Origin of the sequence: Imperialibacter roseus (genome assembly GCF_032999765.1) — a bacterium.
In the GTDB taxonomy this organism is placed as follows: domain Bacteria; phylum Bacteroidota; class Bacteroidia; order Cytophagales; family Cyclobacteriaceae; genus Imperialibacter; species Imperialibacter roseus.
On record NZ_CP136051.1, the window covers coordinates 4091608 to 4110038 of the forward strand.

Annotated in this window: 19 protein-coding genes; 12 read left to right on the forward strand and 7 right to left on the reverse strand. The window is 47.2% G+C overall.

Annotated features, from left to right (window positions below):
• Positions 1-21 precede the first annotated feature (21 nt).
• Positions 22-393 (reverse strand): winged helix-turn-helix transcriptional regulator, encoded by a 372-nt coding sequence (locus RT717_RS17165; protein ID WP_317487615.1) that lies wholly within the window; start codon positions 391-393, stop codon positions 22-24.
• Positions 394-520: 127 nt separating this feature from the next.
• Here RT717_RS17165 and RT717_RS17170 point away from each other — a divergent pair, with 127 nt between their 5' ends.
• From RT717_RS17170 to RT717_RS17180, 3 genes are all read left to right on the forward strand, one after another.
• On the forward strand, positions 521-1312 hold the full coding sequence (locus RT717_RS17170) for an SDR family oxidoreductase (protein WP_317487616.1): 792 nt from the start codon (positions 521-523) through the stop codon (positions 1310-1312).
• A gap of 21 nt (positions 1313-1333) precedes the next feature.
• Positions 1334-1651, forward strand: coding sequence for a nuclear transport factor 2 family protein (locus tag RT717_RS17175; protein ID WP_317487617.1), 318 nt, complete (start codon positions 1334-1336; stop codon positions 1649-1651).
• A gap of 89 nt (positions 1652-1740) precedes the next feature.
• Positions 1741-2202, forward strand: coding sequence for a PIN domain-containing protein (locus RT717_RS17180; RefSeq protein WP_317487618.1), 462 nt, complete (start codon positions 1741-1743; stop codon positions 2200-2202).
• Between the two features lie 256 nt (positions 2203-2458).
• Here the strand turns inward: RT717_RS17180 and RT717_RS17185 are convergent, their stop codons facing one another.
• The 5 genes from RT717_RS17185 to RT717_RS17205 form a co-directional block, all read right to left on the reverse strand.
• Positions 2459-3844 carry an aminotransferase class V-fold PLP-dependent enzyme gene (locus RT717_RS17185; RefSeq protein WP_317487619.1) on the reverse strand — a complete coding sequence of 462 codons (1386 nt, stop codon included), beginning with the start codon at positions 3842-3844 and terminating at the stop codon, positions 2459-2461.
• A gap of 284 nt (positions 3845-4128) precedes the next feature.
• A complete protein-coding gene (locus RT717_RS17190; RefSeq protein WP_317487620.1) occupies positions 4129-4734 on the reverse strand; it encodes a rhodanese-like domain-containing protein in 606 nt (201 codons plus the stop codon).
• Entirely contained in the window at positions 4731-5318 is a 588-nt protein-coding gene (locus tag RT717_RS17195) for a YeeE/YedE thiosulfate transporter family protein (RefSeq protein ID WP_317487621.1), read from the reverse strand. The genes RT717_RS17190 and RT717_RS17195 overlap by 4 nt, the downstream gene beginning before the upstream one ends.
• Positions 5315-5845 (reverse strand): YeeE/YedE thiosulfate transporter family protein, encoded by a 531-nt coding sequence (locus RT717_RS17200; RefSeq protein WP_317487622.1) that lies wholly within the window; start codon positions 5843-5845, stop codon positions 5315-5317. Before RT717_RS17200 ends, RT717_RS17195 begins: the two co-directional genes overlap by 4 nt.
• Position 5846: 1 nt before the next feature.
• Positions 5847-6734 carry a sulfurtransferase gene (locus tag RT717_RS17205; protein WP_317487623.1) on the reverse strand — a complete coding sequence of 296 codons (888 nt, stop codon included), beginning with the start codon at positions 6732-6734 and terminating at the stop codon, positions 5847-5849.
• Between the two features lie 430 nt (positions 6735-7164).
• Here RT717_RS17205 and RT717_RS17210 point away from each other — a divergent pair, with 430 nt between their 5' ends.
• The 9 genes from RT717_RS17210 (at position 7165) to RT717_RS17250 (ending at position 13927) form a co-directional block, all read left to right on the forward strand.
• On the forward strand, positions 7165-8460 hold the full coding sequence (locus RT717_RS17210; protein ID WP_317487624.1) for a sensor histidine kinase: 1296 nt from the start codon (positions 7165-7167) through the stop codon (positions 8458-8460).
• A complete protein-coding gene (locus RT717_RS17215) occupies positions 8457-9146 on the forward strand; it encodes a response regulator transcription factor (RefSeq protein ID WP_317487625.1) in 690 nt (229 codons plus the stop codon). The genes RT717_RS17210 and RT717_RS17215 overlap by 4 nt, the downstream gene beginning before the upstream one ends.
• A gap of 227 nt (positions 9147-9373) precedes the next feature.
• Positions 9374-9958 (forward strand): Crp/Fnr family transcriptional regulator, encoded by a 585-nt coding sequence (locus tag RT717_RS17220; RefSeq protein ID WP_317487626.1) that lies wholly within the window; start codon positions 9374-9376, stop codon positions 9956-9958.
• A 102-nt stretch (positions 9959-10060) separates the two neighbouring features.
• The gene (locus RT717_RS17225; RefSeq protein WP_317487627.1) at positions 10061-10414 is read left to right on the forward strand and encodes a hypothetical protein; all 354 of its coding nucleotides are present in this window, start codon (positions 10061-10063) and stop codon (positions 10412-10414) included.
• Between the two features lie 12 nt (positions 10415-10426).
• A complete protein-coding gene (locus RT717_RS17230) occupies positions 10427-10789 on the forward strand; it encodes a hypothetical protein (protein ID WP_317487628.1) in 363 nt (120 codons plus the stop codon).
• Positions 10790-10833: 44 nt separating this feature from the next.
• Complete coding sequence (locus RT717_RS17235) at positions 10834-11292, forward strand: YHS domain-containing (seleno)protein (protein ID WP_317487629.1); 459 nt, start codon at positions 10834-10836, stop codon at positions 11290-11292.
• A 66-nt stretch (positions 11293-11358) separates the two neighbouring features.
• Entirely contained in the window at positions 11359-11943 is a 585-nt protein-coding gene (locus RT717_RS17240) for a uracil-DNA glycosylase family protein (protein ID WP_317487630.1), read from the forward strand.
• Entirely contained in the window at positions 11933-12403 is a 471-nt protein-coding gene (locus RT717_RS17245; RefSeq protein ID WP_317487631.1) for a GNAT family N-acetyltransferase, read from the forward strand. Before RT717_RS17240 ends, RT717_RS17245 begins: the two co-directional genes overlap by 11 nt.
• Before the next feature lie 255 nt (positions 12404-12658).
• Positions 12659-13927 carry a mandelate racemase/muconate lactonizing enzyme family protein gene (locus RT717_RS17250; protein WP_317487632.1) on the forward strand — a complete coding sequence of 423 codons (1269 nt, stop codon included), beginning with the start codon at positions 12659-12661 and terminating at the stop codon, positions 13925-13927.
• 310 nt (positions 13928-14237) lie between these two features.
• On the opposite strand, the gene RT717_RS17255 is transcribed toward RT717_RS17250, so the two are convergent.
• Entirely contained in the window at positions 14238-18329 is a 4092-nt protein-coding gene (locus tag RT717_RS17255) for a hypothetical protein (RefSeq protein ID WP_317487633.1), read from the reverse strand.
• Positions 18330-18431: the final 102 nt, after the last annotated feature.

Consider the following 18431-nt stretch of genomic DNA (forward strand, 5'->3'; position numbering starts at 1 on the left):
CCTGGCAGATGAATAGTAAATCTATTCGGCAGATGAAATTCCTTCACTTTTCAAAATAAGAGACCGCAAACGCTCCTCATGCTGATCACCCCAGTCGCCCAGTGCTAAAATGACGGGGATCAATGTTTTACCGAAATCAGTCAACGAATACTCCACTTTGGGCGGCACAACAGGGTAAATTTTCTTTGTAACCAATTCGTGTTCTTCCAATTCCTTCAGCTGCACATTTAAAACCCTGCGTGAAGCATCAGGGATTTTTCGCTGCAGATCGCTTGGCCGCTGGATTCCTTCATTGATAAACCACAACAGCCTGATTTTCCACTTGCCATAAAGCACTTCGCCGACCAGGTCGAGGCCGCAATTCAGGTTCAACGGAATCTTTCTTTCATACATAACCTAAAAGTACTTTAATGTTCCAAAAAATGCTGTAGGGGATAATTTTATCCCTATGTGATTCGATTGCCCGTACTTGTGTCCACTGCTTGTATAGCCGAATTTTGCCCTACACTAAGTTACACAAATGGGACATTTTGACTTTAACAACGAGCTACATGGCAAGATAGCATTAGTTACAGGCGGCACAAAAGGCACAGGAAAAGCCATTGCCGCACGGCTGCTGCAAGCGGGAGCCACAGTGATCATCACAGCAAGGAACCGCCCTGCAGCATCAGCTCAAAACCTTCACTTCATTTCAGCCGACTTAAGCACCTCAGCGGGCACAGCCAAAGTGATACAGGAAGTACAATCAACCTTTGGCAGGCTTGATATCCTGGTCAACAATTTGGGGGGCTCGGATACTCCCGGCGGCGGCTTTGCGGTATTGACTGATGAGGACTGGCTAACAACGCTGCAAGCCAATTTATTGGCCCCGGTAAGGCTCGACAGGGGATTTCTGCCCGGAATGATCGAACGAAAAACGGGTGTCATTATCCACATCGGCTCCATACAGGGTAAGCTGCCACTATTCGACTCCACCTTGCCCTATGCAGCCGCCAAAGCGGGGCTTATCAATTACAGCAAAAGCCTTTCTAACGAAGTTTCGCCAAAAGGTATTCGTGTATTGACTGTTTCCCCGGGTTGGATAAAAACCGAAAGCTCCACAGCCATGATGGAACGCATTGCTGAGAGCTCAGCTACTACGGTAGAGCAGGCAACACAGAGCGTGATGGACGCTTTGGGCGGCATACCCTACGGCAGGCCGGCTCAACCAGAAGAAGTGGCCGAGCTGGTGGGCTTTCTTGTATCGCCTAGAGCCAACTATTTAACAGGAACAGAATTCGTCATCGACGGAGGTACTATACCCACTATTTAATCATCTTAAAAAAATAAAAACATGAACTTACCCAACGTAATCACCAATTTGGCACAGGCCCAAAACAATTTTGACAGCCTCGCTTACGCAAATTGCTTTTCTGAAACAGCCGTCGTTTTCGACGAGGGAAAAACACACAAGGGAAAAAAGGAAATTCAGCAATGGATCAAAAAAGCCAATGAGGCCTACCAAGCCGTGATGAAACCGATCGACTATTCGGCAACAGAAGAAATTCTGAAAGCCGAAGTTTCAGGTAATTTCCCGGGAAGTCCGATAGTGCTGGCTTATCATTTAAAACTAAAAGATGGACTTATTCAGTCTTTGAAAATAACAGGTTAAGAAGCCTTGTCCGTCATTGTCGGATGCAGAGATATCACCCAAGCACTTGAGCAACTTGCGAACTCTTGAGCAATTAGCGAACTTTGAAGATGATCAAACGAGTTTACATCGACACGTCTGTATTTGGAGGATATTTCGACTCGGAATTTGATAATCCAACTAAGATCTTCTTTAAGACCCTGAATACTCAAAATACGACTATTCTCGTATCTCAAATCCTCGAACTCGAAATTTACAAAGCTCCTGATCACATTATTGAACTCTTCGAATCACTCTCTAATATCGAGAGGGTCGAACTTACGGGTGAAGTGAAGCAACTTGCTGAAATGTACATTACTGAAAAGGTTGTTGGACGGACTAGCATAGCGGATTGTCAACATATTGCATTGGCAACCATCAACAAGGCAGATGTGTTAGCCAGTTGGAACTTTAAACATATTGTGAACCTTGAACGAATAAGAGGTTATAATTCCATTAACTTTAGGGAAGGTTATCAGATGACTGAAATCCGAACACCGAACGAAATATTTAGAGATGAAGACGGCAACTAGAACACCATCAATGGTTCAACATTTGAGGGAAATTCGTAATCAAGTCAGTCTAGACATTATGAATATGTCATTAGCTGAGGAACGAGCCTATTTATCCGAACAACTTGCCCAACTGAAAGCCAAGCAAAAAAAGGCGAACAGGTAACAAGTCCTTCAATCGTCCTCGTTTGAGTCCCGATAATTATCGGGAGAAACGGCTGTCGGCCCGGAAGGATATAGCGAGACAAGCGATGGCATCGCCTCGTAAAAATCGTACTTACTTCATCCCACTCACCGCCACCACACTCTCCACAATCAACCTCACCTCCTCGTCCGTCATCGTCGGATGCAGGGAAATCCTTACCCAGCCAGGCTTGGCGGAGGTATCGCCCCGGTCGATCAGGTCAGTGATTTGTTTTGATTGCTCCGCCCCAATCCCCAGCAAATAGTGCCCATAGGTGCCTGCACAGGAGCAGCCCCCCCGGCACTGGATGCCAAAGTAGTCGTTGAGCAGCTGCACGGTAGTGTTGAAGTGCTGGCCCTCCACATAGAAGGATACAATCGGCAGCCTGTTTCTATGCTGCGGAGCCAGTATGCGCACATCGGGAATGCCCGACAAACCCTCCCACAAAATTGCCAGCAGCTCCTCCTCCCGGTGTGCCATGCGGTCGACCCCCATCTGCTCCTTTAGTTGAATACACAGCGCCGCTTTGATCGTTTGCAAAATCGGTGGTGTGCCTCCATCTTCCCGGTCCTCAATGTCGTCCACGTACTTCCGCCCGCCCCAGGGGTTCGTCCAGTCGACCGTGCCACCACCGCTGTTGTCGGGCACGTCGTTATGGTAGAGCTTTCTGTTAAAGACCAGCACGCCGGAAGCACCCGGCCCACCCAAAAACTTATGAGGAGAAAAGTAGACAGCGTCCAGGTGTGCTCCCTCTTGCGTAGGGTGCATGTTGATGTTCATATAAGGCGCCGAGCAGGCAAAGTCGACAAAACAATAGCCGTCGTGCCTGTGCATCACCCCGGCAATATCGTGGTAGGGAGTGCTGATGCCCGTCACATTGGAGCAGGCGGTAATGGCGGCAATTTTCAGCGGCCGGGCATTGTAGCGGGCCACTGCTTCTTCAAACAGAGCGGCCTCTACTTCTCCCCTGGCGTTGGGCGGCACTACCACCACGTCGGCGATGGTTTCGAGCCAGCTGGTGTGGTTGGAGTGGTGCTCCATGTGCGTGATGAAGACCACAGGCCGTTCCGATGCTGGCACTTGCCACCTGTGCCTGAACCGCTCAGGCACCCGCAGCCCCAGAAGTCGTTGCAGCTTGTTCACACCGTCGGTCATGCCGGAACCGGACGCAATCAGTACATCGTCGGCCGAAGCATTCACATGGCTTTTGATGGTCTGCCTGGCATTGTGATAAGCACGTGATATAAACGCCCCGGAGTGGCTGGTGTCCGTGTGGGTGTTGGCCATCATGGGCATAATCTCCTGCAGCAGGTGGCTTTCAATCGGCCAGTAGCAGCGCCCGCTGGCCGTCCAGTCGGCATACAGCATGCGGATAGAGGAATGCCTGGCCGTGGCTATTTGCTGGTCAATGCCGATAATATTCTTCCTGTAGGAAACGAAGTACGCTTCCAGGTCGAGTGTTTGTTGATGTTTTTCCATGATTAACAGGTCAGATTAAAGGCGCAGACTGTTGCACTACTACCGCTACCGCATGGGCAATATTGTTTAGCTCATTCTACCTTCACTTCCGAAGCCGGGTAGAATTGCTCCGAATTGATGAGACCCTTAACTGGACATAAATGCTAGCGCTGGCGCCCCCCTCTCCCAAAAGGAGAGGGGAAACAAATGCTTAGCATTTCAACGGGCGCCCGGCTTAGGGGTGAGGTGTGTGTCGTCCTAAATAGGTTCCCATCTTACAGACGCTTGAATTTTGGTCGCCCTGATCAACACCCCTTTCTTACCAGCTTACCCACCCTTTTCACTACGGGCCAGGAAGCTTTGCTTAAATCCTTGCTGTAGTAAGCAAGCCCGGTACTGTCCTTTTCAAACTCTGCCTGCCCGCCGTAAAAACGGGTAAGGGCCTCTACTTTCTCAGCCATCAACGAGTCTTCGCCACGAATCTCCAATGGAAGCGTTGGGTAGAGCAGATAATTGTACCAGTCGTGCACGCCGCCGTAGAGAATGGATGACCGCTTTTTAATAGCCTGAGGCAGTGAGATGATCCATAGATGACGGGTCAGCAGGTCATCGCCGGAATAAAAAACGTAAGTCTTGCCTTCCGGCAACCCCTTCTCCTGTATCTCATTCAGCGACATATTCACAGCCGTAGGCAAATGAAACTCTTCGAATAGGTCGGGCTCCCTGAGGTCGATAAGCACCAGCGGCTCCCGGTTCTTGATTTGTTCTGCCAGCGTCACCACCGACACAAACCTGGGCTCCTGACTCACGCTCTTCGGGCCGTTGGGAAAGGCCAGCGCCACTACCAACGACGCCACAGCCAGCAAAAAGGCCATCGCAGCCAGCTTCTGATTTAAGGTGAGTTGTTTCATTGGCCCGAATACTTTTTTTCAAGTTTCTCCGACGCCCAAAAGCCCGCCAACGCCATGCCTACCAGCAGAAAGACCATGATGCCTTCCGGGATGCCGAAGTAGTCGTCCATTGTCACCTGTCCAAGCGGCCCGGCGGTGTAGAAACCTTCCAGCCAGGGGTACAACTCCCCAAATAAGAAGATACCAAACAGCAGCCCAGCAACGTTCACCAATCCATCCAGACTCCCGGTAGAAGAAGCCACGCAGGAGGTGCCTGGGCAGTAGCCGCCGACAATAAAGCCCACACCAAACACCAGTCCACCGATGAGCTGTGGCCAGACAAATGTCGGCGTCAGGTAGATCATATCGGCCTGCAGCAGCCCCGCCCAGCTAAGCCAGAACACGCCCAGTATGGCCGTGATGATGGCCGTGAACATCATTTTGAACACGGTCATGTCACGAAAGTAAAACTGCCCTGCCAGCTTTTTGGCACTGCCCAGCCCCGCTCTTTCAAGGAAGAACCCAAAGGCCACGCCCGTTATTAACGCAAAAGCCAGACTGGCCTCCTCTCCTATCCAACCAAATTCGTAAAACGGTCCGTTCATGCCCAAAGTCGTTTAACAGCGCCAGCCATGGCATAGGCGCCGATGAATAATGCGATCATAAAAATCCAGCTCCCCACGTTCATCATGGCACCACCAGTGAGTGCCTGCCCACTGGTGCAGCCCCTGGCCAGTTTGGTACCAAAGGCCATGATTATGCCCCCCAGGAAGGCGTACAAGAAGCGACTGTTGTTCGACAATAGTTCTCCTTTCTCCACTTTGAACTTGAACCGATGAGCCAGCTTCCCGGAGAGAAACCCGCCAATCAGCACACCCAGCACCTCAAACACCAGCCAGTCTTTCAGCGGGCTCACGGTGCCATCACCGAGGTAACCCATGTAAAAAGCGCTGGCTTCGGCATGGGAGGCAGACACCGCATTGACGCCCGTAGCCACCACCGAAGTCATGGCACCGGAGGCTCCAATGCCACGGCCCATCACCACAAAAGCGGCCAGCAGCACCAGGCCCAGACCTATCCCACAGGCGTAAGGATTCCAATACGGCTGCGGCACCTTTGGTTGTTTTGACATATCAGTCTATTTCTATCGGGAGTTTTTCATCGGGGCCCCACTCATGAAAGGAGCCGTCGTAGATTTTGATATCAGTGTACCCAAGCAGTTTGGCCGACGTGTAAACGACCGTCAGCTGCATACCAATATGGCAGTAGAGCACCAGCTGCTTGTCTTTGGACAGCCCCTGTGCCGCAAAAATGCCCCCCAGGTCTTCCAGCGACTTGAACTCGTAGGCACCTGTGCTGGTTTTTTCGTACAGGCTTGTATAGGGGATGGTTTTGGCAGTGGGAATCCGTCCCTTGCGGGCCCCGTGGGTGGGCTCGATGCCATTGTAGAAAACCGCTGCCCTACAGTCGACAATATTGGTATTGGCATCTTTGATACTTTTCAGCACGTAGGCCTGGTCGGCCACAAGCCCCGGGTTGGGCTTAATGCTGAAAGCTCCTTTTGCAGGGGAGGGTGTTTCGGCAGACAGAGCCCCTCCACCGTCTTTCCAGGCCTTTAAGCCTCCATTCAGTATGTAGGTTTTGCTGGCATGGCCGAGGTAGTCGAAGGTGAAGTAGAGCCGGGTCACCATCGGAATCCAGTTTTCACCTGTGTAAATCACCACGTCTGTTGACGAGCTGACTCCTTTGCCTTCCAGGATGCTTTTTAGTGTGGCGTCCGGCGGAAGGTCAAAAACATGGGGGTCGTCATCGACGGTGTACTCATCCCCAGCAATGAAAACAGCGCCGGGGATATGCTCTTGCTTGTAGTTGTTTTCTTGCCCTATGTGCAGGATCACGAGGTTGTCTTGTTTCATTCTGTTTTTCAGCCAATTGGCATCCACAAGGATATTGGCCTTCTGGGCGAACAGTTGACAGGATAGCAGTAAAAGAGGGAGTCCAATGAGTTTGAGTTTATGCATGACTTTGAGTTTTTCATGCAGTTTAGGGCTTCACCTTTTCTGTTTGGGTTAACAAAGCGTTAAACTCACTTAAGCAAAAGTTAAAAGTGTTAAAGAAAGGTTAAAAAGGGGCGGCTTTGGTTAAATATAGCTAATTTTTGAAAGCGATCTGCGACATTTGAGGAGGGGAATCACCACCTGACGGTTATTGCGATGGAGCGAAACAACATGCAATCTATGTTGAAGATCATCAAGCGACTGAAGCAATCTGTCTGTTAGAACATCGCTCCGGAATAAAAAAATTGCCGCAACTGTGACAGAATTATGCACACAATCAACAAGCAATTGGCACAGCCTCGCAATGACGTCGAAATAAAAAGCGATAATGAAATCCTTCGTTTTACCCCAACCCTAAAGGGAGTCGAAGGATTTCATTATTGCATATTGTAACATGAAACTATCAAAGTACACTTTCATCCTCCTCTTCCTCGTGGTTGTTACCTCCCTGGGTGTGCTGTTGTACAATCAATACCGCATTCTCGAGCAGGACATCGAAACCAACAGGAACGTCATGAGCATGGCGGTGCCGGACATCCTCTCCGACCTTTACGATAACTCCATGTACAACGACGACCTGCGAGACCTGGTTGATGACATCAGGGGAACCGACTCCTTTGTATTTACCAACACCTCCGAGGTCACCGATCCGCTCCAACTGAAGCTCAAAACAGAGATCGACAAGGTGCTGGCACTTAATTATCCAAACTTCGACTACAGGGTAGACGGCTACACATCAAGCGAATATGGCTGCATGATCCACCGTGGCAACTGGCCGGTGCAGCCAGAAGCAAAAAATGTGATGGCAGCCGACAATCACCTTTGCTTCTGCATGATTTACCCCAAAAAGCTCGACATCGCCATGACCTACACCAACAAAGGGGCGGCAGTGCTGGGAGAGTCTGCAGATATCATCCGCACCAGTCTTATTCTCATTGTGGTAATACTAGGCGCATTTGGCTACACCATTTACACGATCAACAAGCAGAAGAAACTGTCCGATCTCAAGCGGGACTTCATCAACAACCTCACCCATGAGTTCAAAACACCCATCTTTTCCATTTCGCTTGCGGCCAAATCGCTGAAAGCGAAAGAGGAAGTAAAGACCTCAGAAAAGATGACTTCCTACGTGAACCTCATCGGCGCAGAGAGCAAAAGGTTGCAGACCCAGGTGGACAAAATCCTGCAGATGGCTATGCTTGACTCGGGTAATCTCCACCTCGAAAAAAAGACATTTGATCTCCATGAGGTGATCCGGCAAGTAGCAGACAGCTTTACCATGATCATTGCTGAAAAGCAAGGTGAAATAAAGCTCAGCTTGTTGGCAAAGAGGCACCTCATCACGGCCGATGAAACCCACATCAAAAACGTGCTGTACAACCTGATCGACAATGCACAGAAGTACACCAACGGAGCACCCAAAATCAACATCAGCACTTCCGACACAGCACAGGATGGCATCTTGCTGGTGGTAAAAGACCATGGCATTGGCATCGACGAGCGGGTACAGAAATACATCTTCGATCAGTTTTACCGGGCTCAGCAGGGCGACATCCACACTGTGAAAGGCTTTGGGCTGGGGCTCAGCTATGTCAAGCGCATTGTGGAATTTCATATGGGCACCATCAGCCTCACGAGCCAACCAGGCGCTGGCAGCGAGTTTAGCATCTTTTTACCCCAGGTGTCATGAGCAGCATTTTACTTGTAGAAGACGACCACAGCCTGGGCTATATCCTGAAGGAGTACCTGCAAATGCACGACTTTACTGTGGAATGGACAAAAGACGGCGAAGAAGGGCTGCAAGCGTTCCAGCCTGGCAAGTTCGACATCTGCATCCTGGACGTGATGATGCCCAAAATGGACGGCTTTGCCCTGGCCGGTAAGTTGAAAGCCATTGACCCCACCCTTCCATTGATCTTTCTCACCGCCAAGTCGATGAAAATCGACAAGATGAAAGGCTTTAAGGCCGGTGCCGACGACTACATTGTCAAGCCGGTGGACGAGGAAGAGCTCATTATGCGGATTCAGGCAGTGTTGCGCCGTAGCGGGCAGCCCAACAAGGCAGCCACCACAGAAAGCTACACCATTGGCAGCCACACCTTTCACCTGAAAAACCGGCAGCTGCTCCGCAATGGAGAAGCCGTCAACCTCACCAAGAAGGAGGCCCGGGTACTGCAGCTCCTGTGCGAGTCGATGGGTGAGCTGGTGGAAAGCGACAAAATCCTCCGGGAGGTGTGGGGAGAAAACACCTATTTCACCCGCCGCAGCATGGATGTGTACATCTCCAAGCTCCGAAAGTACCTGAGCACCGACGAAAGCGTAAAGATCCAGAACATGCACGGGAGCGGGTATATTTTGGGGGAAAATGAAAGATGATACAAAGCCCCTTGGTTCGTGTCTCATGATCCAACCCTTACCATCATCCTGAGTGCCTTGTCGACTTCAACCAATGCGAAGAAAATTGCCTGCCAGCAGACATATTGTGAACAAGGAGCAGCAACTTTGCCCCGATCCAGCTAAGATCAAATAAATTGTGGATCAAATTGTGGCTATGCAAAACCGGCTGCAGGCGCATACTACCAACAATGTGAATACTCCGAAAAATGATTAAAGAGCAACTTCTCCAGTATGTTCGTAGCTTCGTTGCGCTCACCGACGAAGAGTCAGAGCAATTTTTAGCTCCCTTTGAAGAGGTTCATGTAAAAAAACGGCAATTCATTGTGCAGCCCAATTTCACCAACAAGCACCGGGCTTTTGTAGTAAAGGGCGCCTTCAGAAGCTATGCCGTCCACGACGGGCAGGAACACACCCTTCAGTTTGCCATCGAAAATTGGTGGGTGTCGGACTTCAACAGCTACATTTACCAGCATCCGGCAACGCTTTTTATTGTGGCCCTGGAGGACAGCATCCTCCTTCAAATTGAATACAGCAGAGAGCAGGAGCTCAAAAAGGCGAACCATAAGTTTGAAACCTTCTTCAGGATCATGGCCGAAAAAGGACTGGCCTTTGAGCACCGGCGCATCATTTTCAACCTTTGCCACTCTGCCGAAGCCCGTTATGAGAATTTCATCCTGAACTTCCCCAATTTCATTCAGCGGGTGCCGCAATACGCCCTGGCTTCTTATCTGGGTATGACCACCGAGTTTCTGTCACGAATCCGCAACAAAAAAGCGCACCGAAGAAGTTGAACTACATCAACCTCTTTTCTTGATCTGCTTCATTTTTCCTGCCTTTTGATCGCCGCACTTTTGTGCTGTCAATTTTGACAAATGATCTAAAAAAGAAAGAAAATGGAACAATCGCTGAACGAAATCTTCTCAGCCAAAAACGAGCTGGTAAAGAAAGGGCAGATAGTGGAAGCCACTGAAAAGTACTTTGCTGCCCATGCCAAAACCATCGACTTTGACGGTACAGTAACCCACAACAAATCGGAAATGGTTGCCAAAATGCAGGGGTTTGCAGGCGCCATAGCAAAAGTCAATGGCATTGAGCTGCACCACGCCGCCCTCAACGGAGACACCTCTTTTGCCGAATTCACTTTCGACTTCGACATGAAAGACGGAAGCAAAATCCTATGGCACGAAATCCTGAAGACATCATGGGAAAACGGGCAGATTGTAGAGGAACAATACTTTAAAGCCTAAACCACCCGTCAGATGAAATTTGTAACCAAGAGAATCCACGCTTACCTCGACTACCCGGTGGCGGTTGCATTGATGGCCCTTCCTTTTGTGCTGGGGCTGGGTGGGTCAAATGCTTTCGCCCTGCAGCTGTCGGTGGCCACAGGCGTCGCCGCTTTTGTGCTCACTCTGCTCACCGATCATCACCTGGGCGTAATGCGGGTGATCCCTTACCGCATACACCTGATTGTCGACGGCCTTGTTGGGGTGGTTTTTACGCTGGCACCCTTCATCTTCTCTTTTAAGGGGCTGGATACCTACTACTACCTGGTGAATGGCCTGGCTGTGTTAATGGTAGTAAGCCTGCACAAGCCCGAAGCGGTCACCTCAAAATCATAACCAGAAATAAATTTTTCATCATTTTAAAATTCAATAGACAAACAATGAAAACATTCTCATTCTTACTCACAGCATTGCTGATGTCAACCATTGGCCTTGCTCAGAACATTAAGTCGGTCAACAATATTGACGACAGCAAAATTGCCCTGCAGGGCTACAGTCCGGTGTCTTATCTGGAGCTAGGCATCGCTCAAAAAGGTCAGAAGGAGTTTAAGGCCACCCACGATGGCGTAGCTTACTACTTCACGGACGCTAAACAGAAAAAGGCATTCGAAGCCAACCCTGAGAAGTATTTGCCACAATACGGAGGCTACTGCGCCTTTGGGGTGTCGGTAGGGGCCAAATTCAGGGTTGATCCCAACAAATTTGTGGTGAAAGACGGAAAATACTACCTTTTCCTGTACGATTTGGAGGTGGACGCCCAGCAGCTGTGGCTGGAAGGCAACCATAGCCAGCTGGCCGCCAAAGCCGACAACAACTGGAAAAAGCTTAGCCGGGAATAGTGGTTCCCTGCCATTTGAAACCTGCCGCCCGAGGCCTTTGCTTCGGGTGGCTTTGTACTTCCACACATGAACAAACTACTCAATGATATCAGGGCCTGCAGCCTGTGCAAAGAGCACCTGCCCTATTTCCCAAGGCCGGTCATTCAGGCCAGCCCATTGGCCCGGATTGTGGTGATCGGGCAGGCGCCCGGCCTCAAAGTACAGCAAAGTGGCATCCCCTGGGACGATGCCAGCGGCGATAACCTGAGAAGCTGGCTTGGAATGAACCGGGAAATCTTCTACAATGACAGACTGCTGACACTCATGCCCATGGGTTTTTGCTATCCTGGCACCGGAAAAAGCGGCGACCTGCCCCCAAGGCCTGAATGCGCTCCTTTGTGGCATCAACCTGTGTTGGAATCAATGCCTGAGGTGCGGCTCACGCTGCTGATCGGGCAGTATGCCCAGACCTACTATTTGAAAGAAAGATGCATGAGCACTTTAACTGAGACAGTGAAGAACTATCAAGCCTATCTGCCGGAATACTTACCCCTTCCCCATCCATCGCCCCGCAACAATATCTGGCAAAAGAGAAACAGCTGGTTTCGGGAAGAGGTGCTCCCCACCCTTCAATCCATCATATTACCCCTATTAGAAAAAGATGACTATTGAGTTCAGGCAGCTTTCTGAGGTAAGCACCTCAGCCATCGTGGCGTTGATGAACAACCCCCTTGTGAGGCGGCAGATGCCCCTGCTAACCGACTACTTTGACGAAGCCGCCTGCGCTGCCTTCGTAGCAGCCAAAACCCGGCTATGGAACGAACATGGCTATGGCCCGTGGGCATTTGTAGTCGACGATGTATTTGCGGGCTGGGGTGGCTTGCAGCCTGAGGCGGGCGAAGCGGACCTGGCCCTGGTGCTGCACCCCGGCTACTGGGGCCTTGGAAAAAAGCTTTACCAGAAAATCATTGGCCGGGCGTTTACAGAAATGGGGCTGGAGTCCGTCACCGTGCTGTTTCCCCCCAGCCGAACCAGGTTGAAAGGCCTGCTGCGTCTCGGCTTCACAGAAGAAAGCGAGGTGTATATAGGCCAGCGTCGCTTCATTAAGTACCGGCTCAGAAGGCCCGCCTGAAGGAATGAAAGGCATGGATTCATGTGTATAAATTTTGATTTTCTGCGGCCACCGGTTCGCCGGAGCGATCGGTCCGCCGCCGAAGCGGGAATAGCTTCTACCATTGGGGAATGAATATTTAGCCTTTCGACCTACATATTCATCGTTCCACGCCGGTTCCTCTGGGTATGGCTCTCTCTATGGCTATTTTGCCGGGTTGTTTGTCGATAAGTGATATAATTCCCTATTTTTATCAAACGCCCAAACACTACCTACATGAAGAGAAGAACCTTTGTCCGAAACGTAGCACTGGCCACGCCTGCTCTGGCTTTTATGCCGTACCTGGATTTGCTGGCCAACTCACTTGCCGGAAAAGTCAAAATAACCGATGTGCAATGTGTATTAACCAAAATCGGCTTTCGGGTAAGTCCGCTCGTCAAGATCAGCACCAATGTGGGGCTGGTGGGTATTGGCGAATGCCACCACGATGAAACTGGGTATGGTGCCAAAGACATCATCCAAAATGTTTGCAAGCCCATTCTGATGGATCAGGATCCGCTGGACCTTGAATACCTCGTATTCAAAATGAGTACCCGCACCTCCTACTATGGCGGCAACCATGGCCTGGCCACCCACGCCATCACCGGTGTGGAGTTTGCCATGTGGGACCTGATCGGCAAAATCACGGAACAGCCTGTGCACAAAATATTAGGCGGTGGCAGCCACGTAAAGGAAGTGAGGGCCTATGCCTCGTCGGGCCCTCAGGACATGCTGAGCAAAGACTCCTGCGCCGAATTTGCCGAGCTGATGAAAAGCCAGGGATGGACAGCCTGTAAAACCAATATCCTAAGAGACCAGGAGTGGAACAAGCTTGACAACCGCCGGCTATCAAATATAGAAGCAGACCGCAATGGAACAGGCTACACCAACATGAGAGAAGCGCTCGGGCTCGAATTCGATATTGCCGTGCACTGTCACTGGGAGTTTGATTTCGACAGTGCCCTGCGGCTGGCCAATGCAGTAGCACCTATACGTCCCATCTGGATGGAAGACCCGCTACCTATCGCCTACAATGAGCAATGGGTGAAGCTGACAGAAAAGTCGCCCGTACCCATCCTGACAGGCGAAAACCTGTATACCCGTGATGACTTCCGGCCTTTTATCGTGAACCAGGGCGTGAACATGATAGAGATTGACGTTTCCATGGCAGGCGGGCTGCTGGAGGCGAAGAAAATCGCCGACATGGCTGAGACTTATTACATCCCCGTGTGTACACACAATGTAGCTGGCCCTGTGGCCACCATTGCCTCAGCTAATTTCGCCGCATCGGTGAGGGAGTTTGTGGCTCATGAAGCGTTTATCTTCCATCCTAAGAACAAGGCAGGCAATGGCATCAATGGCGACCCTGATGTGCTTGGTTACGACAAAGAGGTCATTAAAAACGGCCATATCCAGCTTAGCGACCGGCCGGGCTTCGGGATCGAGCTCAATGAAAAGCTTATCAAAGAGAAGTATTTGGTAGCGGGGGAAAGTTGGTGGAAGTAGGCGGGCAGGCAGAGCTCCTGTCATCGGTCTTCCAGCCTCTTCCGTCATATGGTCGTGGACAGGTCGAAACAACCGCTGATTGGTGCAGCGATGTGGGTATGGAGGGTGATGGTGGGCATGTGGATAGGCTGGTTGTCTCTGTTTTCCCTGGGCAGGAACTAGCGTTAAGTGCTGTTGTTTGCTATTGGTGGCCTAGCTGCTCCGACTAACGGAATTTCAGACCAAGAAAGTTGGACCTCATTTCTGATATAAATACACAAATAAAATCCACACCCTATTTCTCACTGTTCTTTCGTCTAAACAACACATGCTACTCTTCTTCAAATGCTTGTTGCAATAAAAATAAGTAAACGAGAGTGATTTTCTCACCCACTTTTTCCAATCTATCTTTCCACTGCTCAACCTGCTCAAGATTTAAAGTCACCTCGATATTCTCTTCACCCTCATCGTTCGGCACTGGTGAAATAGCTTTACCTATATCTGATAAAAATGAAAAATATTCCTGATCCAATTCATCAATATCATTTCTTCTCTCAAAATATTTCAATTGCTCCGACAAATTTCCTGCTAATTCGTAAAATGATTTTCCAGCTTTATCAATCGATTTTTGAATCTGTTCCTTAAGAATAACCTCACCTATTTGAGAGTATCCATCAAAATCAGCTAATACAGACAACTGTGAAGTAACTCCCATAGTAATGGTTAATTCATGATAATACTTCATCATAGAATCCGCAAGGGCAACTTGTCCTTTGTGATCAGACTTAACTTCAAGACCTAGTTGTTCAGTTAGACGTCTATCAACTTCATCAGGAATGAATGAAGATGGTTGCAAATTTTCAATACCTCCTAAAGTGAACTGATGCAATTTAAATTTATAGGCTTGGCTATGAGCAACTTGATTGAAAACGGATGTGACGACCCAGAAACTGTTATAGTTAAGATCAAGCATCAAATGTTTCAAACTTAGGTATTTACACCCCCCAATTACATTATTAAATACTTTTAATGCAAGAGCAAGTCCATTTAGGTTGTCTAAGGCATCCACCGCGTCAGCAACAATAATTACCGTCTTTGTTTCTTCAATGAAATGCGGTTCCAGTTGGATTATGTAATTACTTCCTTCCGTTTCTCTACTGCAATCTCTCTTAACCCGCCTCTCAAAGTCCCCTTTCAACTTATTCAGATAGTCAAACGATTCTTTCCTAAGGCTTTTTTTAAAGGGAATTTGTGTTGGATTGATAATATGCTTCCATCCGAAGGCCAGAGAACGTAAAATTTGCTCTTCTCTATCTTGTAATTCTTTAAGATCATCAGAATCTAAATATTTTTCAAAATGTTGTCCAAAAGAGGTTTGGTATTCACTCAATCTCTCATAAGCATCGAATATATTAACAAGGGAAGTTCTCATTAACCCTCGATGTTTATCAAGAGATAAATTCAATTTATCAACTATACACTTAATGGATTGCCAGTGGAAGCTATCTAGTGAGCGAAAAATGTCATTATGTCGATCCCGATAACCCTTAAATTTTCTATTGAGTATGGAAATAGTGTTATCAACTAATATATTCTGTTTGAATTCACTCTCCCTCTCTCCTTCTGCTACTAAACCCGATTCATCTGAAATACTTTGTGGAAACAACAATGCAAACTGAATAGCCAACTGGTCATCTGTTATAACCTTTAACGCATATTCTCCAAGAATCACTTGCGCCCGCTTTTTTCGATGATACTCTTCTAGTACATCAAGAAAACCACCAAGAAGGGATATTGCGTCTTTCCTAATCTCCAACATTTGTTTCACAAAATCAGACCAATCAAAAGGTCTTTTTTTGAAAACAAATAGATTTTGTAGTACAGAGTTAAGATCAACTAGATATTCTACCGGATTATTCTCTACTGGAATTTCGGCCTCAGAATCATCATGTTCCAGGGATAGCAAATAAATTTTATGACCATACGCCTTCGCTCCATGTTTTCTTAAATAAGGCAAACTATATCGCAATGCATCGATAATTTCAAGCTTCCTTAGGTGGGGAATATTTCCTTCTTCGTCATAGTCCTCGAATATATCCAGAATAAAGTGAGCCTTAATTGAGTAACTGTCCCTTTCAATTAGTGCAATTTTATATTGGCTCTGTAGCCTTTCTAAAAATTGCTCTTCACAATCAATGGCAACTTTCTTAGCATCCTTGTCATAGGTATGCATACCAAACATAGCTCTGGATGCGGATTGAATAGAAAATCGACCAATTGCTGAGACTATATCGTTTTCATTGAGATGTATCCTTTTTTCAGGCAGCAGATAACCTAACCAGAATAGAAATTCGCCAAATGCAGAGAGCTCTATATCATATCGAATTGATTCGATATTAATTTCAACAACCTCTAGCCAGTTCCGAGCATACTTAAAAATATCTTCTTTTGAAATTTCATATTCCTCAAATAACCTCACATTCCGCTGAACCCTCTCTTTCCAATTGTCATTATCCTCAAAAAATTTAATTAATGAAACTGTACCGGTGAAATCCAAATGGGCTTTAAGTGTGAGTAATGCCGTATCCTCTCTATAGATTTCATCGATTAATTTATGATGGCTTTCAATAAAAGCTTTCGTACCCAACCAAACTAGTGAATTGCACACCTTTTGACAGGAGACGTAATCATCCCAACTACAGCAATTCAATTTGTCTATGACAGTTTCTCTTTTAATGAAATCACTTCGAAAGGCACCGGTCAGAAAAACAAACAAATCGGCCCCCTCAATCAAGTCCAAGCTTTTAAGACATGTCGATTCTAAATCATGGTTACTTAGGTGAAGAAGCTGCGATATTATTTCTGATCTAATTGGATGCAATCCAATTAACCATAATTCATTTTCGGAAAATTGCAGAAGATATTCCCTCTCTAAAAAAGAGACGGCCAGTCGGAGTTTGTCAAAGCCATTGGTCTCCTGTAGTGCTTTTACACGAACTCTTGCTCCATAAGAATCCGAAAAACTCACTATTTTTAGAAGCTGAATAAATTCATGGTTCTCGTTTTCTATTCGATTTAACTGACTCTCAATTTTGGATCTTAGAGTCTTTCCTTGTGTGACTAGATATGTAAATTCCAACAAAGGTCCCTTACCTCCATAAACCAACCACGCTTCATCAAAATCAGTGAATTTCTTATCCAATAACCGCTCATTGAGGCGCTCGTATATTAATTTGGCTTCTTCTTCAGCGAATTCGAGATAGATATCTTCAAATGTAAATTCAGTACCTTTTTCAGGTGTTCTGTTCCAGTCCTCTTCCCTTATCGTCACTAAAAATTTAAAAGGTCTGCTAAATGCAAAATCTTTTAGAATCTGCATCCAATTTTGATTCCCTGGCGGGACATCAATATAGATGATTATAGGAATTTCTAATGATTTGGAAATTGCCCTTAAAGCTTGTATCTGCTCTAAAGTAGAATCTAATCGATCTAAAATAATCACTTCGTAGGTGAGCATCGGGTAATAATCACCTATAAAACGATATGCTAAAGCACTTTTTCCTTGTCCTGATGCTCCGTGAATTATGACTGAGTCATTATTGAAAAAGGATTCGGATATCCGATTTAATTTCTCATCCCTTTTTACATCAAGATTAGCCTTAATATGGGAATATTTTACACCAGTCCCTTGATAAAAACTCTCACTAAGCTTCTCAGCTTGTTCATCGTCACTAGCATTTTCTTTAATTACACGAATTGACGAATGCAGGTGTCGGTGAAAATTTTCTCTTTCATTAATAAATCTTCCAATATCATTGAGTTTTGATAAAAGACTGCGCTCGGTGACTGATCCGCCTTTCTCAGAAAGGAAGAAAAGCCAATAGTGCAAATACTCAAGAGCATGGATAGAGTCAACAGCAACAGCCTTGTTTTTAATTAAGTCGATAGTCCTTTGCTGATAGTCACTCTCAGAGAGAGCCTCAAAAAACGTATTTTCCTTCAAATAGGTGATTTGCTCCTTTTTGAAACCGTACTTTTCAAATTTTTCAATGAATACATCGATACTGGTCTCTTCTGAAAATGAATTAAGCAATGACTCACTTAACTTACCAAAACATTTCACTTGCAGTTTCGGTCTATGTCCTTTTTCAAAGGTCTCTACAGCTCTATGAAAGAACGAGCCTTTTTTACCAGAGATGAGATTCGAAAATGATAACGTACCTGTTGTAGCCTTAATCTGTATACATTCCAAAAGAATGCCATTCTGATCGAAAACATCAAGATCCTCTATTCCTTCTGGGACATAGATCAAGTCAGGATTTCCATCCTCCATTACTCTATGTATAGAATAAAGTGCTTGAGTTCTATATCCCTTTAGAGCATTGATTGCACCAAGGTTCCCTTGCGTAATTTCCTTTTGCATTGGTTTATCTATCTCAAAAAGCCCTTGATAAATCGGTTCGCAATCAACATGATAGCTGACTCAATATACTGGTTGTGCTTCTTAATTCTAGGTTAATTACTA